The organism is Candidimonas sp. SYP-B2681, assembly GCF_003971065.1.
Taxonomy (GTDB): Bacteria; Pseudomonadota; Gammaproteobacteria; order Burkholderiales; family Burkholderiaceae_B; genus Pollutimonas.
Map to the genome: position 1 here is coordinate 156,446 of NZ_RYDV01000009.1, position 21,166 is coordinate 177,611.

The 21,166-nt window shown below is 55.0% G+C and carries 23 protein-coding genes and 1 other RNA gene; 7 read left to right on the forward strand and 17 right to left on the reverse strand.

Annotation, left to right across the window (positions count from 1 at the left end):
- Window position 1 precedes the first annotated feature (1 nt).
- From EKL30_RS17515 to EKL30_RS17555, 9 genes are all read right to left on the reverse strand, one after another.
- Complete coding sequence (locus EKL30_RS17515) at window positions 2–1,048, reverse strand: iron ABC transporter permease (RefSeq protein ID WP_126708535.1); 1,047 nt, start codon at window positions 1,046–1,048, stop codon at window positions 2–4.
- Window positions 1,048–1,740 (reverse strand): tol-pal system protein YbgF, encoded by a 693-nt coding sequence (gene ybgF / locus EKL30_RS17520; RefSeq protein WP_126708536.1) that lies wholly within the window; start codon window positions 1,738–1,740, stop codon window positions 1,048–1,050. Before ybgF ends, EKL30_RS17515 begins: the two co-directional genes overlap by 1 nt.
- Window positions 1,741–1,813: 73 nt before the next feature.
- Window positions 1,814–2,314, reverse strand: coding sequence for an OmpA family protein (locus EKL30_RS17525; protein WP_126708537.1), 501 nt, complete (start codon window positions 2,312–2,314; stop codon window positions 1,814–1,816).
- Window positions 2,315–2,348: 34 nt separating this feature from the next.
- Window positions 2,349–3,659, reverse strand: coding sequence for a Tol-Pal system beta propeller repeat protein TolB (gene tolB / locus EKL30_RS17530; RefSeq protein ID WP_126708538.1), 1,311 nt, complete (start codon window positions 3,657–3,659; stop codon window positions 2,349–2,351).
- A gap of 15 nt (window positions 3,660–3,674) precedes the next feature.
- Window positions 3,675–4,931: a cell envelope integrity protein TolA gene (tolA, locus tag EKL30_RS17535; protein ID WP_126708539.1), complete on the reverse strand. Its 1,257-nt coding sequence runs from the start codon at window positions 4,929–4,931 to the stop codon at window positions 3,675–3,677.
- Window positions 4,932–4,979: 48 nt separating this feature from the next.
- Window positions 4,980–5,423, reverse strand: coding sequence for a protein TolR (tolR, locus tag EKL30_RS17540; protein WP_126708540.1), 444 nt, complete (start codon window positions 5,421–5,423; stop codon window positions 4,980–4,982).
- Window positions 5,423–6,100, reverse strand: a complete 678-nt coding sequence (tolQ, locus tag EKL30_RS17545) for a protein TolQ (protein WP_126708541.1) — start codon at window positions 6,098–6,100, stop codon at window positions 5,423–5,425. The genes tolR and tolQ overlap by 1 nt, the downstream gene beginning before the upstream one ends.
- A 2-nt stretch (window positions 6,101–6,102) precedes the next feature.
- Window positions 6,103–6,528 (reverse strand): tol-pal system-associated acyl-CoA thioesterase, encoded by a 426-nt coding sequence (gene ybgC / locus EKL30_RS17550; RefSeq protein WP_126708542.1) that lies wholly within the window; start codon window positions 6,526–6,528, stop codon window positions 6,103–6,105.
- 96 nt (window positions 6,529–6,624) lie between these two features.
- Window positions 6,625–8,358, reverse strand: a complete 1,734-nt coding sequence (locus EKL30_RS17555; RefSeq protein WP_126708543.1) for a proline--tRNA ligase — start codon at window positions 8,356–8,358, stop codon at window positions 6,625–6,627.
- A 65-nt stretch (window positions 8,359–8,423) separates the two neighbouring features.
- Between EKL30_RS17555 and EKL30_RS17560 the strand changes: the two genes are divergently transcribed.
- Genes EKL30_RS17560 through EKL30_RS17570 form a run of 3 tightly spaced genes read left to right on the forward strand, consistent with a single transcriptional unit; the run spans window position 8,424 to window position 11,154 of the window.
- Window positions 8,424–8,990, forward strand: coding sequence for an RNA pyrophosphohydrolase (locus tag EKL30_RS17560; RefSeq protein ID WP_126708544.1), 567 nt, complete (start codon window positions 8,424–8,426; stop codon window positions 8,988–8,990).
- Window positions 8,971–9,648, forward strand: coding sequence for a response regulator (locus EKL30_RS17565; protein ID WP_126708545.1), 678 nt, complete (start codon window positions 8,971–8,973; stop codon window positions 9,646–9,648). Before EKL30_RS17560 ends, EKL30_RS17565 begins: the two co-directional genes overlap by 20 nt.
- A 3-nt stretch (window positions 9,649–9,651) precedes the next feature.
- Entirely contained in the window at window positions 9,652–11,154 is a 1,503-nt protein-coding gene (locus EKL30_RS17570) for a sensor histidine kinase (protein ID WP_126708546.1), read from the forward strand.
- Between the two features lie 9 nt (window positions 11,155–11,163).
- On the opposite strand, the gene EKL30_RS17575 is transcribed toward EKL30_RS17570, so the two are convergent.
- The 3 genes from EKL30_RS17575 to EKL30_RS17585 form a co-directional block, all read right to left on the reverse strand.
- Window positions 11,164–12,072, reverse strand: coding sequence for an NAD(P)-dependent oxidoreductase (locus EKL30_RS17575; RefSeq protein ID WP_126708547.1), 909 nt, complete (start codon window positions 12,070–12,072; stop codon window positions 11,164–11,166).
- Window positions 12,073–12,204: 132 nt separating this feature from the next.
- Window positions 12,205–13,710, reverse strand: coding sequence for a tripartite tricarboxylate transporter permease (locus EKL30_RS17580; RefSeq protein ID WP_126708548.1), 1,506 nt, complete (start codon window positions 13,708–13,710; stop codon window positions 12,205–12,207).
- Window positions 13,711–13,723: 13 nt separating this feature from the next.
- Window positions 13,724–14,185, reverse strand: coding sequence for a tripartite tricarboxylate transporter TctB family protein (locus EKL30_RS17585; RefSeq protein WP_126708549.1), 462 nt, complete (start codon window positions 14,183–14,185; stop codon window positions 13,724–13,726).
- 264 nt (window positions 14,186–14,449) lie between these two features.
- Here EKL30_RS17585 and EKL30_RS17590 point away from each other — a divergent pair, with 264 nt between their 5' ends.
- From EKL30_RS17590 to EKL30_RS17605, 4 genes are all read left to right on the forward strand, one after another.
- Entirely contained in the window at window positions 14,450–14,923 is a 474-nt protein-coding gene (locus tag EKL30_RS17590) for a hypothetical protein (RefSeq protein WP_126708550.1), read from the forward strand.
- A gap of 6 nt (window positions 14,924–14,929) precedes the next feature.
- On the forward strand, window positions 14,930–15,250 hold the full coding sequence (locus tag EKL30_RS17595; RefSeq protein ID WP_126708551.1) for a cell division protein ZapA: 321 nt from the start codon (window positions 14,930–14,932) through the stop codon (window positions 15,248–15,250).
- 49 nt (window positions 15,251–15,299) lie between these two features.
- Window positions 15,300–15,482: non-coding RNA, 6S RNA (gene ssrS, locus EKL30_RS17600), on the forward strand.
- A 51-nt stretch (window positions 15,483–15,533) separates the two neighbouring features.
- A complete protein-coding gene (locus tag EKL30_RS17605) occupies window positions 15,534–16,265 on the forward strand; it encodes an SIMPL domain-containing protein (protein WP_126708552.1) in 732 nt (243 codons plus the stop codon).
- A 40-nt stretch (window positions 16,266–16,305) separates the two neighbouring features.
- Here EKL30_RS17605 and EKL30_RS17610 read toward each other — a convergent pair whose 3' ends face one another.
- From EKL30_RS17610 to EKL30_RS17630, 5 genes are all read right to left on the reverse strand, one after another.
- Entirely contained in the window at window positions 16,306–17,139 is an 834-nt protein-coding gene (locus EKL30_RS17610; RefSeq protein ID WP_126708553.1) for a citryl-CoA lyase, read from the reverse strand.
- Window positions 17,136–18,335: a CaiB/BaiF CoA-transferase family protein gene (locus EKL30_RS17615; protein ID WP_126708554.1), complete on the reverse strand. Its 1,200-nt coding sequence runs from the start codon at window positions 18,333–18,335 to the stop codon at window positions 17,136–17,138. The genes EKL30_RS17610 and EKL30_RS17615 overlap by 4 nt, the downstream gene beginning before the upstream one ends.
- Window positions 18,336–18,426: 91 nt before the next feature.
- The gene (locus tag EKL30_RS17620; RefSeq protein WP_158618438.1) at window positions 18,427–19,407 is read right to left on the reverse strand and encodes a tripartite tricarboxylate transporter substrate binding protein; all 981 of its coding nucleotides are present in this window, start codon (window positions 19,405–19,407) and stop codon (window positions 18,427–18,429) included.
- A 65-nt stretch (window positions 19,408–19,472) separates the two neighbouring features.
- A complete protein-coding gene (locus EKL30_RS17625; RefSeq protein ID WP_126708556.1) occupies window positions 19,473–20,165 on the reverse strand; it encodes an RraA family protein in 693 nt (230 codons plus the stop codon).
- Window positions 20,166–20,182: 17 nt separating this feature from the next.
- Entirely contained in the window at window positions 20,183–21,157 is a 975-nt protein-coding gene (locus tag EKL30_RS17630) for a hydroxyacid dehydrogenase (RefSeq protein ID WP_126708557.1), read from the reverse strand.
- Window positions 21,158–21,166: the final 9 nt, after the last annotated feature.

The following is a 21,166-nucleotide window of genomic DNA, read 5'->3' on the forward strand; positions in this document are numbered from 1 at the left end:
ATTATTGTACGGTTCGTCGCATCAATGTGATGATGAAAAAGGGTACGCCCACTAGCGTAGTCACGATACCCACTGGGATAACCGTGTGCGTGCTAAGCAGTTTGGCTGCAACCGATGCAGCGATCAATATCGCGGCGCCAATACAGGCGCTGGCGGGCAAATACCACCGGTGATCTTCACCCCAAAGCTTTCTGGCAATATGAGGCGCAACAAGGCCGATAAAGCCGATCACCCCCACCAATGAAACTGCCAGCGCAGCCAGAATGCTGACTCGAAGCAGCGCGCCTCGCCGCACATGGTGCGGATCGACCCCAAAACTGGCCGCACGATCGTCGCCGAATCGCAGCGCGGTAAGCTGCCACGCGTTGCGCAAGGCAAAGGGAAAGACCACGAGTAGCGCCACGCCCATCAGGCCCAACTTTGTCCAGTCGCTGCGTTCCAGACTTCCCATCATCCAGAACACCAGGTCTTGCAATGCCGTTGAACTGGCAGTCAGCTGAACCAGCGACAGCAAGGCGTTGAACGTAAATACCAGGGCGATGCCGAAAAGTACGATGCCCGCGGTGCCTATCCGGGCTCGGCGTGCGACGGCATCGAGCATGTACACACAAAGCAGAGCGAGGATAAACGCATTGATCACCAGCACGTATTGCATCGGGACCATGGGAAGGTGCCAGTCAAATACAAGTGTAAGGGCGGCTCCCAGTGCTGCCGCGGATGATACGCCAAGGGTAAAAGGGCTGGCGAGCGGGTTGTTAAGCACGGTTTGCATTTCAGCTCCGGCTAACCCCAGTGCGGCGCCCACCATAATCGCCATCAAGGCTTGAGGCAAGCGGATCTGCCAGACAATGACGTCAAGCGTTGGATCAGCCGGCGAAGACCCCGATAGGGTGCGCCATAAGGCGGCCCAACCCACTTCCGCGGGTCCCAGCACCAGGTCGATACAGACCAGCGCCAGGATGGCAGCCAGCAATATGGCCAGGAAAAGCTTTCTTTGGCGCCACGTGCGTTCGTAGGCAAGCGTGCTGGCCAGCGCACGTGTCGGCATCACTGCAGCAGCTTAAGGCGGCTTTTGGCCGTCTCGGCGGCATTTGCCTGAGGATAATCTTTAACGATTTTTTGCAGGCTAGTCTTTGCGCCGGCCATATCGTTGAGTTCGATCTGGCTGGCCGCGATGACAAGCAGTGCATCGGGTGCCCGCGGGTCGTCTGGGCTTGCCTTGATCAGGCCTTGGAGTCCTTGTATGGATCCCTTGAAGTCTTTACTGGCGTACATGCTGCTACCGCGGTAGAACCGTGCTTCGGGAGTCAGTGCGCTGTTCGGATACGTTTGGATGAAAGTGGCGAGGCTACCGGCCGCTTCTTTATATTTCCCGCCGCGGAATAGTTCCATGGCTGCCTCATAAGCGGCTTGTTCCTGGGGATCAGCCACTTTGGTGTCAGTGGTACTGCCTGATTTATCCTGGTTCGCACGTCTTTGGAGTTCCGCTTTCATGTTGAGCTGTTCCATCTGCCCGCGCATGCTTGCCATCTCATGCTGTATGGTCTCAAGCTGGTCTGCTAGCTGAAGCCGCGCCTGGCGATTTTGTTCGGTCAGCTGCTTGATTTGTTCGCGCAACTCTAGGATCGCGCGACGCGCTTCGTCATCGGAAAAGGCTTGTGCGGGGGCCGCAAACAGGGCAGACAGCGAGAGTGTCGTGGCCAGTACGGCGGCGCGCAAAGGCATGGAGTAAACGCTCATTTCAGGCTCCGTTGAAATAAAAAAACGCCGCGGCGGGATGCCGCCACGGCGTTACAGTCTGAGTGATCAGATATTATTGTTGATAAACAATATCCGCACGACGGTTTTCAGCGTAGTCGGCTTCGGTATTACCCATGGCTTTGGGTTTTTCCTTGCCGAAGCTGATCGCTTCGATTTGGTTGCTGTTGACGCCTAGCAGGGTCATCATACGCGCAACTGCGTCGGAGCGGCGCTGGCCAAGAGCCAGATTGTATTCAGAGCCACCACGTGCATCGGCGTTGCCTTCGATGCGGATCTTCTGCTGGCCGTGGCCAGTAAGATATGTGGAGTGCATTTCGACCAAGCTACGGTATTGGTCAGGGACTGTGAAGCTGTTGAAATCGAAATAGACCGAACGCTGTTGAGCGAGTGGGCTTTGCGGGTTAAACGGGTCCATGATTTGCCCCGAGCTGGCCGAACCTGCGCCACTACCACCAGTTCCGGCGCCGGACTGGTCGAGTGGTACAGAGCTACATGCTGCCAACGTGGCAACAAGAGCGGCTATTGTGAGGCGTCTTGCGATGCGCGAGCTCATTTAAGTTCCTTTGAAAAAAGAGTCACACTGAAAATTAATTAGTAAATGGTCCCCAGGTAGGTTCGCGTACTTTGCCGTTAAGCGCTGACAGTGTTTGGCGGACGCGGCCGTCAACAGAAGTAACAGCCAAAACGCTACGACCACCTTGTACGGAACTATATAGGATTTGCATTCCATTCGGTGCAAAACTTGGTGACTCATCATCGGGACCGGCGGTTAATAATTGCTCAGATCCGGACCCCATGTTTTGTATTGCAATACGGAATGCACCATCTCTTCGTGTAACGTACACCAGGTTATTTGCGTCTGGCGACATGGCCGGTGAGATATTGTAACTACCATTGAAGGTGACTCGCTGCGCATCACCGCCCGAAACAGGCACCTTGTAAATGTGCGGGCTACCGCCCCGATCGCTTGTAAATACCAGCGATGAACCGTCTGGAGTGTAGTGAGGTTCGGTGTCGATCAAGGGCGAACGCATGATACGGCGCAGGCCGGATCCATCGGCGTTAATGGTATATATCTGCGAGATACTGTCACGTGACAGCACGACAGCTAATTGCTGGCCGTTGGGCGACCATGCCGGCGCGCTGTTGTTGCCCTTGAAATTGGCAATGGGGACGCGCTGGCCACTTGCCAGGGTCTGAACATAGACGACTGGCTTGTTGGCTTCGAAACTGACATAGGCCAAACGCTTACCGTCAGGAGACCATGCGGGTGAAATAATCGATTGTTTCGACCGCAACATTACCTGGGGATTCTGGCCGTCGGCATCTGCAATTTGTAACTCATAGTTGTTGCCTGTTTGCAACACATAGGCGATGCGGGTCGAGAATACGCCGCGCACCCCGGTGATTTTTTCGTAAATACGATCGGCTATTTGGTGGGATACGCGTCGTAGCTCTTTTTCGGTGCCGGTGAATGCCACCCCGTCTAACTGAGTCTTTCGCACCGAATCAACCAGACGATAGCTGACGCTGTATTGCCCCCCGGAATGTGTGACGGAACCGTACGCGAGGTAGTCCGCTCCCTTGTTTCGCCATTCGTCGTAGGCGATCGAGCTTTCAGTGCTCAGATTTGCACCGGCGGCATTGATCAACTGGAATTGTCCGGAACGGGTCAGGTCGGCGCGGATAACTTCCGCAATGGCCTGTCCCTTGGCGTCACCGGTGAAGTCGGCAGTAGCGATCGGGTACTGGGTGGCGCCTACACCCGAAATATCGACACGCAATTGAGCATCGGCCGGCCGGGCAGCGACAAGGCTGACGGCCAGCACAATCGTTCCGAAAGCCCATACGCGTAATGTGGTCGGTACGGTGGTTATGGCTGGAGTGACGGCTGTCATATCTGTGATCTCCTGTTAGTCGTACATTCGGTAATCACCGTCAATATAGGACGGGTATTTGCCGCTAGGCGGTTTAGGGAATGGGGAGCAGGCTTCGATCCCTTTTTTCACGGCTTCATCAAAGCGGGAATCGCCTGAAGAGCCTTTCACAAGGACTTTCTCAACGGTACCATCAGAACTGAGATTAGCTCTGTATTGTACTGTCGGGTTAGCGCGACCCTGGCGTGGGGGCACATTGAAAATTACGCGTGGCCGTATGCAGGCACGCACCTTCGAGGCGTAGCCGTTATCATTGCCTCCGCCGCCTGCCTGATTGCGATCGGCGCTGCCGCCGGGCAGACCTGCTGCACCCAGCGCATCCCCACGCATGGCGGCGCGTATGGCGTCCCTTTTGGCTTCTGCGGCTTTTTCCGCAGCGGCTTTCTTGGCGGCGTCCTCTTTAGCTTTTTTCTCGGCAGCTGCTTTCTTTTCCGCAGCTGCTTTTTCGGCACTGGCTTTTTCAGCCGCTTCTTTTGCCTTCTGCTCGGCAGCGGCAGCAGCCTTTTCGGCGGCTGCTTTTTCGGCGGCCGCCTTTTGGGCTACTGCCTTGCGCTGGGCTTCTTCCTGGGCTTTCTGTTCGGCGGCAGCTTTTTCGGCAGCCCGTTCTTTGGCCTTCTGTTCAGCCGCGGCCTCGGCTTTCTTAGCCGCTTCTTCCTTAGCCTTCAAGTCAGCCGCAGCCTTTTCGTCAGCCCTCTTTTTTTCCTCGGCCTTCTTCGCTTCGGCCGCCTTTTCTGCGGCCGCTTTTTCGGCCGCCGCCTTCTGAGCTGCTTCCTGCGCGGCCTTCTCAGCCTGCTCTTTTTGCTCGCGTTCTTTACGAGCCTTTTCGATTGCGATGTCGGGATCTATTTCGGGTTGAGGTTCGGCCACCGGAGGCGCCTGAGGGGCGGGTGGCGGCGGTGGGGGAGGCGGGGGTTCAGGCGCAGGCGGTGGCTCGGGCGCCGGGGTCGGCTCGGGCTCAGGTTGCGGCTCAGGCTCAGGTTCGGGTGGCGTTTCCTGGGGCTCGTCGGCCGTTTCGGGTTCAGCTTCGGGCTCGGCAGCGGTCGGCGTCGTGCCATCGGTCCAAAGCTCTACCTGCACTGGATTGGGTTGGCTGGGAGCGGCAATGAACCCGATCACCATGAACAGGAATAACAGGACATGTATGGCAACGGCATAGGTTAACCCTCGCCGCTCGTCCTGCTGCTCTGGGGTGCGTTCTGCTGCGTTGCTAATGTGGTGTTTTTTTTGCTTCATCAAGTTGCGCAAGGTTGGCCATCACCCCGCCACGAGGCGGGGTGATGCCTATTTTTTTAACGGTTCCGTGCTGGACTTTTGATCCACCAGCAATCCAAGCCGGGTGACGCCATTGCTGCGCAATTGGTCCATAACCCTCATGACCTGGTCATAAGGAACTCGTCCATCGGCGGCAATGACAACCGGGGTGTCGGCGGAAATACGGGATTTGACCTCGGAGACCAGGTTTTCGCTGTTGATCTTCTGGAAACCGTTGCCAGCATCGCGTACGCGCAATGAAATGGCTCCGTCTTCGGCGATTTCGACTTCTACGGGCTTGGCTGTGACTTCAGAAGCGCTTCCGACGGAAGGAAGTTCGATCAAGCCCGGTGTGATCATCGGTGCGGTCACCATAAAGATGACCAGCAGCACTAGCATGACGTCGATGTACGGCACGACGTTGATTTCATTCTTCAGGCGACGGGTGCGGCTGCTACCGCGAGCAGAAGGCATTAGCGGACCTGCCGTTGCAAGATGTTCAGAAATTCGTCGATGAAGCTATCGAAGCGTATCGATAGGCGATCGATTTCGTTGGTGTAGCGGTTGTAGGCCACTACGGCTGGTATCGCAGCAAACAAACCGATGGCTGTGGCAATCAGGGCCTCGGCGATACCTGGCGCAACGGCGGAAAGTGTGGCCTGCTGCATTGACGATAAACCAATGAAAGCATGCATGATGCCCCATACCGTGCCCAGTAGACCGATATAGGGACTGACTGAACCGGCCGACGCCAAAAAGTTCAAGTGCGATTCCAGACTGTCCATTTCCCGCTGATAAGTGGCACGCATGGCGCGGCGTGGGCCGTCGAGCATTGCGTCGCCACCACCGCCACTGTTGCGCCGGGCCTTTACGAATTCGGTCATGCCGGCGTCGAAAATACGAGCCAGTGCGCCATGTTCGGCGCGTCGTGTCGCGACGGCCTGCTGCAGGACAGAAAGGTCTCCGCCTGCCCAGAAGTCGTCTTCGAATCGACGGGTTTGTTCATTGGCACGCTTGAGCGCAGCGCGTTTGCTGAAGATATAAGTCCACGACAAAACTGAAATGCCTAGCAGCACAAGCATGACCACTTGTACGGGAATGCTGGCATCGATGAGTAAGGTGATCAGCGACAGGTCGCTAGAGGCTTGCATGGTTAGTTCTGAGCCTTTTCCAGTAGGGTTCTAAGTTCGTGAGTAAGCGCGGCGGGACGATAGGTACGTGCGTCAACGCATGCGACTTGAATACCGCTTTGACACAACAGCTCATTACCGCGCAGGGCCGATTGGTCGAAAGTGATCGACGCATGGCCAAGCCGGGTAATCCTGCTGTGGATCGAAAGCAAGTCGTCGAGCCTTGCTGGTATACGGTATTGTATTTCAACCTTCTTGATAACGAATAGCCGATGTTCTTTGGCGGCAAGTTCTGATTGGTTTACACCTAGTCGTCGTAGCCATTCTGTTCGGCCCCGCTCAAAAAACTTCAAGTAGTTGGCATAGTACATAACGCCGCCGGCGTCAGTGTCCTCGTAATATACGCGAATATCAAGGGTGGATAATGGTGTGGGTGTTTCAATCGCCATGTCTTTCGTTAAGTGGTGTGACATTCCCACCAGCGCGGCGGCATGGGGGGAATGATGGCCGCACGATACCTGGAAGCAGCCGGCAGCGTCACTGCCTTACATTGAGTTTAACTGTTCAAGCGTGTGGGCGAGCGCTTGCGACAACGGCACCTTATTGGCGGCGTCCTGTCGCCGTGTCTGGATTTCGATGATGTTTTCTTTCAGTCCCCGGTCGCCTATCGTCACACGCACGGGCACGCCCACCAGCTCCCAGTCAGCGAACATGATGCCGGGCCGGGTGTCACGATCGTCCAGCATTACGTCTACTCCGTGAGCTTTCAGTTCTGCGTAGAGTGATTCCGCAGCGTTGCGGACTGTTTCACTTTTATGGAAGCCCATCGGACAAATGACCACTTCAAATGGAGCGATAGATCTGGGCCAGATAATGCCTTTGTCATCGTGGTTCTGCTCGATGGCCGCAGCGGCGATGCGGCTGATACCAATTCCATAGCAGCCCATTTGCAGCATGGCGGGCTTGCCATCGTTTTCCAGGAAAGTAGCACCCAGGGATTTGGAGTATTTGTCGCCCAGGAAAAATACGTGACCTACTTCAATGCCTCGCTGAATCGCCAGTTGTCCGCCTAGTGGATCAGGGTCGCCCGCCACAACATTGCGCAAGTCAGCAATTGTTGGTTCGGGCAGGTCACGTCCCCAGTTAACGTCGGTGTAATGGAAGCCTTCCTCATTAGCGCCGCAAATGAAATTATTCATATTTGCGACGGTGCGATCGGCGATGATGGTGATTGGCTTCAGGGGGCTGACTGGGCCCAGGTAGCCCGGCACGCAACCAAAGCTGTCCAGAATTTCGTCTTCCGTTGCAAAACGATAGCCGTTTTCAAAGCCAGGTAGCTTGCCAGTTTTGACTTCATTCAATTCGTGGTCGCCACGCAAAAGCAGCAGCCATACTTTGGACTGTGCAGGTTGACCTTCAGCCTCGGTAACCAGCACAATCGATTTGACGGTATCTGTCAGCGGCTTATTCAGCTGACGTGCAACAATTTCGCACTTGGGTGCATCGGGCGTGGCGGTTTTAGCGAGCACATTGCTAGCAGGACCGCGTTCTGCGAGTAAGCACGGTGCCTCGGCCAGTTCGATGTTCGCAGCATATTGCGAGTCAGGGTTATAGACAATCAAGTCTTCACCGGTGTCGGCAATGACCTGGAACTCGTGGCTGCGTGAACCTCCGATTGAACCGGTGTCGGCTGCGACGGCTCGGAATTCAAGGCCCAGGCGCGAGAAAATCCGCATATAGGCATCAAACATGGTGTCATAGCTGGCCTGTGCCGACGCTTCATCGCGATCAAACGAATAGGCGTCTTTCATTGTGAATTCGCGGCCCCGCATCAATCCAAAACGTGGGCGTCGTTCGTCGCGAAATTTGGTTTGAATATGATAAAAATTCAACGGCAACTGGCGCCAACTGTGAATTTCATTACGAGCGATATCGGTGATGACTTCTTCGGACGTGGGTTGCAATACGAAATCACGGCCATGTCTGTCCTTCATCCGTAACAGTTCAGCGCCGTATTGTTCCCAGCGGCCCGATTCAACCCAAAGTTCGGCGGGCTGTACCACGGGCATCAACAATTCGATCGCGCCGGCGCGATCCATTTCGTCTCGCACAATCGCTTCGATCTTGCGCAGAACCTTTAGTCCTAAAGGCATGTAAGTGTAGATTCCACCGGCAGCCTTGCGGATCATGCCGGCCCGGGTCATAAGCTGGTGGCTCGTTACTTCGGCCTCCGCAGGTGCTTCTTTAAGGGTATTGATGTGATACTTGCTTGCATGCATGGTGAGGATCTCGACAGATACGTATAATCAACGGTAATTGTATTGAATTCGCTTTGGGGTGGCCCATGTTAGACCGTGAAGGCTACCGTCCTAATGTCGGCATTATCCTCGTAAATCAAAAAAACGAGGTTTTCTGGGGTAAACGTATTCGGGAACATGCATGGCAATTCCCACAAGGTGGCATTAAATATGGGGAAAGCCCTGTTCAGGCCATGTTCCGTGAACTTCACGAAGAGGTGGGGTTACGGCCCGAACATGTTCGCATATTAGGTCGGACACGTGATTGGCTGCGTTATAACGTCCCGAGCAATTTTGTTCGGCGCGATTCGCGCGGTCACTATAAAGGGCAAAAACAGATCTGGTTTTTGTTGAGAATGGTCGGGCGCGATTCTGACGTGTGTCTGCGTGCCAGCCATAGTCCGGAATTCGACGCTTGGCGCTGGAGCCAATATTGGGTTCCACTGGATGCTGTCATTGAGTTCAAGCGCGATGTCTATACGCAGGCACTCAACGAACTGGCAGCGATTTTATTCAAAAGGGGGCAAGAAACCCGCTATTTACGTCAGCGCGTGCAAAGTCACCGCGGCGTGCAGTCTACGGAAAACAAGGGTCATGCGCATACTTCTGGTTGAAGACGAACGTGAAATGGCAGCATGGCTCGAGCGGGCGCTGGCTCAAAGTGGTTTTGAACCCGAGCACGCGCCCGATGCGCAAACCGCCGAGCACATGTTGGCAAGCTCGTCATACGACGCTGTAGTAATGGACTTGCGCCTGCCTGACAAGCATGGGCTCGTTTTGCTACGCGAAATGCGTACTCGTGGCGACGTCACCCCGGTCCTTATTCTGACGGCGCAGGGCGCTTTGCAGGATCGCGTGCGGGGCCTGAACCTGGGTGCCGATGATTTCCTGACCAAACCTTTCGCGCTCGAGGAGCTCGAGGCGCGCCTGGCTGCGCTAGTAAGGCGCAGCAGGGGACGCAAGCCGCCTCGAATAGAATGCGGAACGCTGGTCTACGACAGCGAAAGCCGCGCGTTCTCATTAGACGGCGCTATCCTGCATCTGACGCCGCGCGAGCATGCTGCGTTAGCGGTGCTCGTTACGCGAAGTGGCGTGCCGGTTGAAAAAAGTCATTTATTCTCGAGGGTGTTCGAGCACGATAGCGATTCCAGTCCAGACGCCATCGAGGTCGTTCTACACCGCTTGCGAAAAAAGCTGGCGGGTAGCGATGTGCATATTGTGACCGTCAGGGGCTTAGGTTATATGCTCGAAAGCATCCTCAATGAAGCCTGATACATGGCGCTACTAACTCAAAAATATCGCGGCAGTATCCGGTTTTGGTTGCTTGTGATGCTGATTCCGGGCGTCGTGACGTTATTAATTGTCGATGGTCGCAGCGATTATCAAGCCCTGAATATCGTTACGCAGGAAGTCTACGATAGTGCACTGCTGGAACCGGCCAAAGTTCTCGAGAACAGCGTTGAATTCAATTCCGATGGCACTTTGCGTATCGATCCGCCGTTTTATGCGCAGGTCATGCTCGAGTCTCGCGCAGGCAATCGGAAATATTTTCGCGTCGAGGAGGTCGTGTCAGGAACATCTAGTCTGGCCGGATCCAGCGCGCAACATTTGGAAGGGAAGGTTTTGTTGGGTATGCAGGGGCTGCCGCGCCCGCCAACCCTGGCCGACAACGAGGGCATGCCCGTCTTTTATAACGCCATGTATCGTAATGATGAAGTGCGTATGGTGGCGTTGTGGCGCGATCTTTATTATGAAGGGGTGCACCGTCAGGTAATTGTGCTCGTTGGCGAAAGCATAGACCTGCGTTTGCGCACGCAACAGCACGCCTGGCGGGAAGGCCTGTTTCGCGATGGACGAATGCTGATATTGGCCGCCTTGCTCGTTTGGTTTAGTGTGCAACTGGCCTTGCGGCCGCTAAGCGAACTGAGGCGCGAAATCAGGGCTCGCGACGTAGATAACCTGTTGCCACTCGATGAGAATCACGTTCCCCGCGAGGTCGTTCCGCTAGTCAAGGCGATCAATCACCACATCGATCTATATCGCCAGGTCCTCGACAAGCAGGCACGATTCCTGGCCGATGCATCGCATCAGCTACGCACGCCGTTGGCGATCATGCGTACGCAGGCGCAGTACGCCAGACGTGAGCCCGATATCGTGCGCATGCGTGAAACCCTTGTTGCGATTATTCGTCAACTCGGCCAAACATCGCGCTTGACGGAGCAGTTATTATCTCTTGCGCATGCAAGCCGCAACGATATTGCACCACAGGCGCAAGTCGATCTGAATACTTTGGCGCGTGAGGTGGTGCTGCTGTACTTGCCGTTAGCGCGCGAAAAACACCAAGATCTTGGCTGGGCGGACAGTAGCGAAGGTGACAACGACGTCCAGGCTCATAGGCCGTGGGTCCTGGGCAGCGATGCCGAAATCCATGAGTCGATTGCGAACCTGGTTCATAACGCGATCAATCACTCCGGCAACGGTAGCACGATCACTGTGTCCGCCGGAGTGACCGACGACCGGGCTTGGGTAAGCGTCCGCGACAATGGGGTGGGTCTGGACCCTTCGTTACGCGAGAGCGTATTTATACGATTCGACCGGGGCGGTACGGCTCGCAAAGGTTCGCGCGGCAGTGGCTCCGGGCTGGGGCTCGCGATTGCGCTCGCCTATGCTGAGCGCAATCGCGGCACGATAGTCTTGAAAGACGGCGACCCCTCGTTGCATGGCGGGGTCGGGCTGTGCGCGGTACTGCAAATGCCTAGAAGTTCGGCGCCAGCCTAAGCCTGGCAATTATTTAGTTCGCAGACGTTTGATCAGGCTGGATGTATCCCAACGGCTGCCGCCCATTTGCTGAACGTCGGCGTAAAACTGATCAACCAGCGCCGTTACCGGAAGACGGGCACCGTTGTGTTTCGCTTCGTTCAGCACCAGCCCCAGATCTTTACGCATCCAGTCCACCGCGAAGCCAAAGTCGAACTTATCGTCGATCATGGTGGTGCCGCGGTTTTCCATCTGCCAGCTTTGGGCGGCACCCTTGCTGATAACGCCGAGAACCTGCTTCATGTCGAGCTTGGCTGCCTGGCCAAACGCAATGGCTTCGGACAAACCTTGCACCAACCCGGCGATGCAAATTTGGTTGACCATTTTGCATAATTGCCCCGCACCGGATTCGCCCAGCAAAGTGACCGCTTGCGCGTAAGCGTGAATGAGCGGTTTCGCTGTGTCAAAATTTGCTTGGTCGCCGCCGCACATGACGGTAAGTGCGCCATTGATGGCGCCTGCCTGGCCGCCCGAGACAGGCGCGTCGACGAAACTGATGTCTTGCTGCTTGCCTGTTCTATATAGTTCTCGGGCGACGTCTGCCGAGGCAGTGGTGTGGTCCACGAAGATCGTTCCGGCCGCCATGCCCGCGTAAGCACCGTTCTCGCCGAGTACGACGCTGCGCAGATCGTCATCGTTGCCCACACAACTGAAAACGATGCTGGCCCCTTGTGCGGCCTCTTTGGGTGTTCTGTGCGCTTCGCCGCCGAACTCGGCAGCCCATGCTTCCGCCTTTTCGAATGTGCGGTTGTAGACCGAAACGGTGTGGCCGGCTTTGGCCAAATGCCCAGCCATGGGGTGCCCCATTACGCCCAGGCCCAGAAAGGCTACACGGGTGGAGGGGTGTGAATCATAAGGCCGGGCGTTGATTGAAGGCATATCGTTATTCTCCGAAATTTAATGGGTTATACATTGCTCCGGGCAATAGATTACCTCATAAGCCATGTCTGCGAGCGCCCATGGAAAAAGGCGCCGAAAGGCGCCTTTTTCGTACTGCGAGACCCGGGATTCTTAGCCTTCTTCGACGAAGGTTTCTTCGCGTTTCTTCTTGATCGAAGGTAGCGCTACGATAGCAACCAGAATGGCTGCACCAATCAGGAGCGATAAGGACAAGGGGCGGGTTACGAAGGTGGTGTAATCACCTCGAGCCAGCAACAAGGCACGACGGAAGTTTTCTTCCATCATTGGTCCAAGCACCAGACCCAGCAACAATGGCGCGCCCTCGCATTTGAGTTTTGCCCATACATAGCCGATAAAGCCAAATGCTGCTGTCATCCAGATATCGAATACGTTGTAGTTCAATGAATACACACCGATCGTACAAAATACCAGAATGGCCGGAAACAGAATCCGATATGGCACTTTAAGCAGTTTGATCCACAAACCAACCAGCGGCAGGTTCAAAATAACCAGCATCATGTTGCCGATCCACATCGACACGATCAGGCCCCAGAACAGCTCTGGGTGGCTGGTCATGACCTGAGGGCCAGGCTGAATGTTGTGGATGGTCATGGCGCCAATCATCAGCGCCGTAACCGCATTACCCGGAATACCCAGTGTAAGCAATGGAATGAACGATGTCTGGGCAGCCGCGTTATTGGCGGATTCCGGACCCGCAAGACCCGCCGGGTGGCCCTTGCCGAAGCGCTCGGGATTCCTGGATATCTTTTTCTCGAGCGTATACGAGGCAAAAGATGACAGCACCGCGCCGCCGCCGGGCAGGATGCCCAGAGCCGAGCCTAAGGCCGTGCCACGAACGACTGCAGGCCACGCTTCCTTGAATTCCTGCTTGTTGGGGTATAGCGAGCCAACTTTGCCAGTAATGTCGACGCGTTGGTCTTTCAGTTCCAGATTGGTCATGATTTCGGAGAAGCCGAACACGCCCATGGCCACAACGGCAAAGTCGATGCCATCTTGAAGCTCTGGAACACCAAAGTCGAAACGAGCCACGCCAGAGTTAACGTCAGTACCGATCATGCCGAGCAACAGGCCAAGCAAGATCATGCAGATTGCTTTGGGCAAGGAACCCGACGCCAATACAACCGCGCCGATCAGGCCCAATACCATCAGAGAAAAGTATTCCGCAGGACCGAACTTGAAGGCCACTTCAGCCAAAGGAGGAGCAAAGCCCGCCAGCAAGACGGTGGCGACGCAACCCGCAAAGAAAGAACCCAGTGCCGCGATTGCCAGTGCAGCGCCGGCCCGGCCGTTTCGGGCCATCTGGTGCCCGTCGAGGACGGTCACCACCGCCGATGTTTCGCCCGGAAGCGCCACAAGGATCGCAGTGGTGGACCCTCCGTATTGAGCGCCATAATAGATACCGGCAAGCATGATCAGGCCAGCAACGGGTGGCAGCACATAAGTAATAGGCAGCAGCATGGCAATGGTAGGTACAGGGCCAATGCCAGGCAATACGCCAATCAGGGTGCCAAGGACGCAGCCAAGTAGACAATACGCCAAATTTTCGGGCGTAAAGGCTACGGAGAACCCTAGCGCCAAGTGTTCGAATAGTTCCATTTCAGCTTCTCCTTTAATTGCCTAGAAAGCTAGGCCACAAGGGGAAGATCAAACCTAAACCCTTGATGAATGCCAGCCAGACGAACAGGACCATAAATATGCCATTGGCGACTGCAACCTTCCAGCTGAATACGTGGCTTGCCAAACTGCTGATAACGACCAAGAGAAATACCGAGATATAAACACCCAGGAAATCCATGACGCTTCCGCTGAGGGCAACTGACCCAACGATGACGAAGGCAATCTTCCAATCGAATTTTTCTACATGGGTCTCGTGTGCTTTAGGCGATAAGGCCGTTAGCGCAACGATTGCTCCTAGCCCGGCCAGGCACACGCCTAACCAGAAGGGGAAGTACCCGGGGCCCATTCGAGCCGCCGTGCCCATTGAGTAGTTGGTAGCGCCCAACGCAAATCCGACACCCAAGGCGACGAACATAATACCGGACCAAAAGTCCTGCTTATTTCTGAGCTGCATGTTGACGAAATCTCCCTGACAGCATGATAAAACTGATAGTTAAAGGCCCGGGTTGCTGCAGCTTCGCGAGAAGCCATAACGATTCAAAGCCCTAACTACCAAAGGTGAAGCATCGTAATAGACGAAGCCTCGACTGAAAACCCCGATTTGCCCTTGGTGGTCTGGGGTTTACCCTAGAGGAGGCCACTTTTTACATATTTAAGCACTCCTGTCACCTCGTTTTTCATCGTTTTGAAAGAAAAATGAAAGGTATTGGAAAGAGCGGTGAAAGGTTATGATCGGATTTCATTTTTCCCTATCCAGTTGATGGCTGGATGGTTTACGATAACGCCCATGTTGCAAGATCTTGATTCTCTCGCTGCCCGTATCGGGCAAATGGTGCAGTTCGCTCGTCAACTCCAGACTGAACGCACTGCCTTGCAGGCTCGCCTGAAAAATCTCGAGCAAGAGCGCGATGCGCTGCGCGATCAGCTCATGCGCCGCGAGGCCGACTCGTCGTCAATGAACGAGCGCATCGCGATCCACGAAGCCGAGCTCCAGGCCGTGCGGGCCGAAGCCGAGGCCAGCCAAGCCACGCTTCAGATCGAAGCGACCCAGTACAAGTCTGAATGTGAAAGCATCAGGCAGCGGCTGGCCGTCAGTCAGGCCGACGCCGATCGCCTGCGCGTGGTTGCCGACAAAGCGCGGGACAGTATCGATTCAATATTAATGCGCCTGCCCGGCGCATCGCAGGAGTAGAGTATTATGGAACGTATCGACGTATCCATTTTGGGGCGAGATTATTCACTGGCGTGTATGCCCGCCGAGAAAGAAGCATTGTTGGCAGCTGTACGTCACGTAGATCAGCGTATGCTGGGCGTCAAAGGATCAGGTAAGATTGCAAGTAATGAGCGCATCGCCGTCATGGCCGCAATTCAGATCGCAATCGAGCTTTTATCCATGCGAGCCCCCGACGGACCATTAAGTAACCTTGCGTTGGGCGATTTCAAGCGTAAAATTGATGACATGAACGATATGCTGGATGAGGTCGTTGGGCCAGCAAGTCAAAACCAAAATGTCCGGTAAGTTTTTTTGTATAAGTTTTCGAGTATTGTTTTTTTCAATATTCAACAGTTAGTCCCTGCCGTGCTCGTGACTTGGCCATACATTCCTTGAACCAATGCTTATGGCATGCAGGTTGCTGGATTGACAAGTAGGTGTGCTTTCCATTTATGGACAACCCGAAGCTTGACTGAAGGCGACCACCTTGAACCCTCGGTTCCAGGATGCCGGCCTTGACGGCACAGGCGGGGCAATTTTTTCAAAGCTCGTCTTCGGACGAGCTTTGTTCTTTTATAGGACCGAAAAAATGAATTTTTCCCAGCAACAGCGGAAATGGTTCTCGGCACTCGTTCTATGTGTAGGGAGCGCTATGGCGCTGCCGGCAATGGCGCAGCCCCTTGATAGTACAGAAGTCCGTGGCGGAAAGTGGCCTCAGGCCAGCCTGCAGGCCGAAGCAGGCGCAGAAATCTCTCAGGATACGGTCAAGATCACCTTGGCATCCGAAATGAGCGACACGAGCCAGACGGCGGTGGCCAAAGCCCTTTCGAAGACGCTCGATAGTGTCATGAAAGACGCGAAGGGTGACCCCGCCGTCAAGGTCAGTAGCGGCAACTATCACGTGTGGCCCATGAATAACGAACAGGGAAAAATAACGAACTGGCGTGGACGAGGCGAAATCTTCCTCGAGTCCCAAGATTTCGCTGCCGCGTCTGAATTGGCCGGCAAATTAAGCGATCGCATGCCTATTGCCAATCTGGCTTTCTCGGTGTCGCCGCAGGCAAGGGCCAAACAGGAAGAGGCCTTGTTATCAGAGGCTGCCCAGGCATTCCGAGACCGCGCTGAAGCGTTGACCAAAGCCTTCGGTTTCGCCACTTACACCGTACGCAATATCGATCTGGGCGGAGCTGGTGCGCGATACGAATCGGCTCCCCGGATGATGTCCATGGCTGCCGATAAGGCCAGTGTGCCACTGGAAGGCGGTACCGAACGCGTCAGTGTGTTGATTCGCGGCTCCATTTTTTTGCAGTCCTCGCAATAAGAGTGGAGAGCCTACGCCTGCCTGGCAGGCTGAATCGCGCTTAAGGCAGGGGAAATTCGCGCGGGGAATGGCCTTCGTACGTGGGTAGATACTGGCGCGGTATTGGGCCCTTATTGCGTCCTCCTTGTTGTGACTGCTCCCAGGCGTGGGCAAGGATGCCGACCGATCGCGAAAGGCAAAATAGGCCGCGAGCCAGCGCCGCTGGAAAGCCGAGCTCAGCATAAATGATCGCCGTCGCTCCGTCGATGTTCAGGGGGATGGGCTTTGCTTTTCCGGTGTTTAGTTCGCGTTCTATCGCTCGGGCTATCGCCGCATATTTGCCCGATACAACGCCTTGGTCCGTCGCTTTATCGACCAGCTCAAGCAAACGCGGAGCACGGGGGTCGATGGGGTGAAAACGATGACCGAAACCGGCTACGTATTTGCCGTGTTCTTGAATAAATTCGTCCAAACCCTTTCGCACTGCATCGGTTTTGCTCATGCCTGCGTTGATGTAGCCGGCAACGTCCTGGTACAAGCCGACAGCCTGCTGTCCCGCGCCGCCGTGTACATCACCCAATACGTTTACCGCCGACCCCATGGCGTTGTTCAATCCAACTCCGCAAGTAATGGCCATACGGGCGATGGCGACGCTTGGCGCCTGAGGACCGTGATCAACCCCCGACACCAGGGCGGCTTCGAGTAAGGCGCCCTGACCGGGCTCAGGTAGATCTCCTCGGAGCATCAGCCATACCATCTCGGCGAATCCAAGATTGCCGATCAAGTCTTCAATAGCGTAGCCACGATATCGGATGCTGCCCGGTTTCATATCAATGATTTCGGTGTGCCACCAATTTTTGCTGGCTGTGCCGTCGTCCGTTTTGGTCTCGGTCATACTCCTCCCTCTTTTTTCAATTGAATTATTTCATCGTCGTCGTAGCCGAGTTGTGTTAGTAGTTCGTCGGTATGCTGGCCCAGCATGGGAGGTGGGAGGTCTACTCCCGGAGCCGTGCCATTGACTTTGAAGCCGCTGCGTACCATCTCGATATCGCGCCCTACTCCGGGTACCGCTACGAAATTGGAGATCAGTCCACGATCACGTATTTGCGGGTGCGCCAGCACGTCTGGTACGGAATAAACAGGCCCCGATGGGATCCCCTTCGCCGTCAGCAGCGGCCACCAGTCTGGGGCTGAGCGCGTTGCCAGCGCCAGTTCCAGTTGTTCCTTTAGCGCGCCTCGATTTTGCAAGCGCGATTGACGTTTGGAAAAACGGCCGTCTGTAATCAGGTCGGGTCTTTCAAGCAGGTGGCACAAGGCCTCGAATTGCTCTTGTTTGTTGGCCGCAATATTCAACAGACCGCTGCCTGTTTTGAATGTGCCTGACGGACTCGCCGTAAAATTCTCATTACCCATGGGGCAGGGCGCATGGGCCGCATTCAGATAATTCGACGTAACCCATCCCATTGTGGCAATAACGGACTCCAGCATCGATACGTCGATAAAACGTGCTTCTGTGCGGGACGTATCGGCCAGTGCCGCGGTCAGCGCAAAAGCTGCGGTCAAGCCTCCGATGGTGTCGGCAATCGGGTACCCGACACGATAAGGAGCTGTTTCAGGTTCGCCTGTAATGCTCATGACTCCCGACATGCCTTGAATGATCTGATCGTACGCAGGCAAGCCTTTGAGCGGTCCCTCTTGACCAAAGCCTGAAATAGCACAGTACACCAGACGGGGTTGATGTTGACGCAAAACCTCAAAGCCCAGCCCCAGGCGATCCATCACGCCTGGCCGGAAATTCTCTACCACCACGTCGGCGCTTTCCAGGAGGCGGAGGAAGATCTCCTTACCTTTAGGGCTTTTTAGATTGACCGTGATCGAGCGTTTCCCTGCATTCTGCGCCAGGAAGGAAAGGCCCATCAAGCCAATATTCAACTCTGGATCGGCGCCAAGCTGACGGGCCAGGTCGCCAGTTCCGGGTGTCTCTACCTTGATGACGTCGGCTCCCATTAGCGCAAGCTGATGACAGCAAAATGGCCCGGCCAGCACATTCGTCAGATCAAGCACTCGTATTTCTTTTAGTGGTTTGTCCATGAAGCGATATTTCGAATGCCAGGGAGCCGGCCAAGCTACCGCTATTTGCGTTGCCGCCACCCTGTGTTTGATAAGCAAGGACTTTGATTTGTTACTTGATGCTGATATTGCCGTCTTTGATAATTTTTGACCATTTGGCGGAGTCATTGGAGATAAGTTCGTTGAATTCTTTGGTCGTCCCTCCAAGGACCACGTTGCCTTCTTCCATGATTTTTTCGCGCAAATCCTGCGTTTTGAGAACTTCATTAATTTGCTTGTTCAATACCTCGATAATCCCTTTAGGCGTGCCGGCCGGTGTCAGAATGCCAGTCTTGGACGCCGCCTCGAAACCAGGCAGCGTCTCTGCTAACGGAGGCACGTTCGGCAGCTGGGGGATCGGCTCCAAGGTTGTAATCGCCAACATATTGATCTTGGAATTTTTCAACTGCGATATTGCTGCGGGAGTCGATGCAAAAAAGGCGTCGACCTGCCCGCCCAGCAGATCGTTCATGGCAGGCGCTGCCCCTTTGTACGGGACATTTAATACTTCGATTCCGGCCTCGCTCGCGAAAAAGCGGCCGGCGATATCGCCCACGGTGCCTGTGCCGGCATTGCCTACTGTCAATTTTCCCGGATTGGCTTTGGCGTATTGGACCAATTCGGCTACCGATTTATATGGTTGGTCCGAGCGAACCACCAGAACCATGGGTTGCGATGCGATCGAGACCACCGGCGCGAAATCTTTGGCGACGTCGTACGAAATATTGTCGTAAAGATAGGGATTAATCGATAAGTTAGACGTTTGACCCAAGGCTATGTTGTAGCCATTAGGCGCTGAGCGGGCAAGTATTCCCATGCCAACAGTGCCGCCTGCGCCAGGTCGATTCTCGACGATAATGTTCCATTTGAACTTGTCAGTCAGGGCGTTTGCTACAAAACGAGCCATGGTGTCAGTGCCACCGCCTGGGGGGAAAGGCACCAGGAGCCTGATAGGTTGGGTGGGATAGGCATCGGCTGCCTGGCTTGCTGGCGCCACGGCTATAACAGCCAGCATCACCGACGTCGCGGCAACGAATTTTCGCAAGTTAATCATGATATCTCCTGATTTATTATGTTTATGCTTAAAGATAAAGATATAGACGCCCATTGGGGCAACCACTAAACAGGTAAGCCTTTTGCCCGCAATACTGCGTTGAACCTTTCGGGATCCGAGCTACCTTGCTCGTTCGATAAACGAATCAACTCTTCCTTTTTTAAATGCGCTTGCACGCGGGGCAACAAAGCTTGAACCTCTTCAGAGGGAATACAAATCACGCCATCCGCATCGCCCAGCATCAAGTCTCCGGGCCGCACAACAAGGCCCGCACACGCTATGGGCACATTAATCTGCCCGGGTCCTTCTTTGCTTGGTCCTCTATGGGTATGACCTTTTGCAAATACGGGCACTTTGCCATCGGCCCATTCGACCAAATCCCGGATTGCTCCGTCGATAACAAAGCCGCCGATTTTCTTTGTGAGCGCCGTTGTGCGCATCAAGCCACCGATGAGTGCTTGGGTGACATCTCCTCCTCCGTCGATCACAATAATGTCGCCCGGCTGCGCCATCATGAACGCTTTATGTATCATCAAATTATCGCCAGGTCGGACTTGCACGGTTAGCGCAAGGCCGCACAGGCCTTGCTGCAGATTGTTATGGTAGGCCTTCAAACCCATGGCGCCCAACGAACGACCCATGCAGTCGCCGGCGACCGCCACCGGAACGTCTGTAAACGAGCGAATCAAACTGTCTTGAAGCTTCCTCGGCATCTCGTTGATGCGATAACCCTGCGGCCATTCACGGGTACTAGACATTTAATCTCCTGGTGATGTCATTGATGCAAACCGCTGATATTGATTACTTTGTCGAGGGGTAGAGTCCCATTCTTTAGATAAGCCAGAATGTTGTTTACCGCCGCCACCGCCATTGCGCTTAGCGCCGCCGAAGTGGAGCCGCCTACATGAGGGGTCAGGACGACATTGTTCATACTGCGCAGCGCGCTAGACGCTGCGAGGGGTTCTTCGGCCATCGTATCGAGCCCCACCGCCGCCAACTTCCTACTGACCAATGCCTCGATAAGTGCCGGTTCATCGATTACTTCGCCACGAGCCGTATTAATTAGAATTGCCCCGTCGGGCAACAGCGCCAATTGCTTTGCTCCAATCAGCGCATGTGTCTCGGCGGTCAACGGTATATGCAGACTTAATATGTCGGATCTGCGAAGCATGGTGTCCAGATCGGTCAGCAGCCGGACGTCCTTTTGCATCTGACCGGCATTAGCGTAGGGGTCGTAAACCAGCACCTGCATGCCGAGGGCATTGCAGAAGGAAGCCACCAGCCGGCCTACTTGCCCATACCCCACCAGGCCCACCGTCCTGCCTTTAAGCTCCAGTCCATTTTGCAAACGCGACCAGCGCCCAGCCCTTATTTCGCTGTCCATGTACGGTATGTTCCTGGCGGTAGCGAGCATCAAACCGAGGGTCATTTCGGCGACCGACTGGGCATTGGCTCCGGGGGTCACAAAGACAGGGATGCCGCGATCCGTACAAGCCTGGACATCGATATTGCTCACGCCCACTCCGTGCTTGGAAACGACTTTCAGGGTGCTGCAAGATGCTATCGCCCGGGCTGACAACGTTGTTGTTCGGGAAATAACTGCGTCGATATTTTCCGACCCGAGTATCTCCTCTACCTCGGCGCTGTCTGCATTACCTTTCAGGAATACTACGTTGCAACCCTCGTTTTCAAGCAAGAACATGCCTTCAGGGCTTAAGGTGCGCGCGGTAACAAAGATTGTGTAAGGCATATGAGGCGA

Coding starts and splice junctions, on each gene's coding strand:
- EKL30_RS17515 (WP_126708535.1), bottom strand. CDS start 1,048: ATGCCGACACGTGCGCTGGCCAGCACGCTTGCCTACGAACGCACGTGG.
- ybgF (WP_126708536.1), bottom strand. CDS start 1,740: ATGAGCGTTTACTCCATGCCTTTGCGCGCCGCCGTACTGGCCACGACA.
- EKL30_RS17525 (WP_126708537.1), bottom strand. CDS start 2,314: ATGAGCTCGCGCATCGCAAGACGCCTCACAATAGCCGCTCTTGTTGCC.
- tolB (WP_126708538.1), bottom strand. CDS start 3,659: ATGACAGCCGTCACTCCAGCCATAACCACCGTACCGACCACATTACGC.
- tolA (WP_126708539.1), bottom strand. CDS start 4,931: ATGAAGCAAAAAAAACACCACATTAGCAACGCAGCAGAACGCACCCCA.
- tolR (WP_126708540.1), bottom strand. CDS start 5,423: ATGCCTTCTGCTCGCGGTAGCAGCCGCACCCGTCGCCTGAAGAATGAA.
- tolQ (WP_126708541.1), bottom strand. CDS start 6,100: ATGCAAGCCTCTAGCGACCTGTCGCTGATCACCTTACTCATCGATGCC.
- ybgC (WP_126708542.1), bottom strand. CDS start 6,528: ATGGCGATTGAAACACCCACACCATTATCCACCCTTGATATTCGCGTA.
- EKL30_RS17555 (WP_126708543.1), bottom strand. CDS start 8,358: ATGCATGCAAGCAAGTATCACATCAATACCCTTAAAGAAGCACCTGCG.
- EKL30_RS17560 (WP_126708544.1), top strand. CDS start 8,424: ATGTTAGACCGTGAAGGCTACCGTCCTAATGTCGGCATTATCCTCGTA.
- EKL30_RS17565 (WP_126708545.1), top strand. CDS start 8,971: ATGCGCATACTTCTGGTTGAAGACGAACGTGAAATGGCAGCATGGCTC.
- EKL30_RS17570 (WP_126708546.1), top strand. CDS start 9,652: ATGGCGCTACTAACTCAAAAATATCGCGGCAGTATCCGGTTTTGGTTG.
- EKL30_RS17575 (WP_126708547.1), bottom strand. CDS start 12,072: ATGCCTTCAATCAACGCCCGGCCTTATGATTCACACCCCTCCACCCGT.
- EKL30_RS17580 (WP_126708548.1), bottom strand. CDS start 13,710: ATGGAACTATTCGAACACTTGGCGCTAGGGTTCTCCGTAGCCTTTACG.
- EKL30_RS17585 (WP_126708549.1), bottom strand. CDS start 14,185: ATGCAGCTCAGAAATAAGCAGGACTTTTGGTCCGGTATTATGTTCGTC.
- EKL30_RS17595 (WP_126708551.1), top strand. CDS start 14,930: ATGGAACGTATCGACGTATCCATTTTGGGGCGAGATTATTCACTGGCG.
- EKL30_RS17605 (WP_126708552.1), top strand. CDS start 15,534: ATGAATTTTTCCCAGCAACAGCGGAAATGGTTCTCGGCACTCGTTCTA.
- EKL30_RS17610 (WP_126708553.1), bottom strand. CDS start 17,139: ATGACCGAGACCAAAACGGACGACGGCACAGCCAGCAAAAATTGGTGG.
- EKL30_RS17615 (WP_126708554.1), bottom strand. CDS start 18,335: ATGGACAAACCACTAAAAGAAATACGAGTGCTTGATCTGACGAATGTG.
- EKL30_RS17620 (WP_158618438.1), bottom strand. CDS start 19,407: ATGATTAACTTGCGAAAATTCGTTGCCGCGACGTCGGTGATGCTGGCT.
- EKL30_RS17625 (WP_126708556.1), bottom strand. CDS start 20,165: ATGTCTAGTACCCGTGAATGGCCGCAGGGTTATCGCATCAACGAGATG.
- EKL30_RS17630 (WP_126708557.1), bottom strand. CDS start 21,157: ATGCCTTACACAATCTTTGTTACCGCGCGCACCTTAAGCCCTGAAGGC.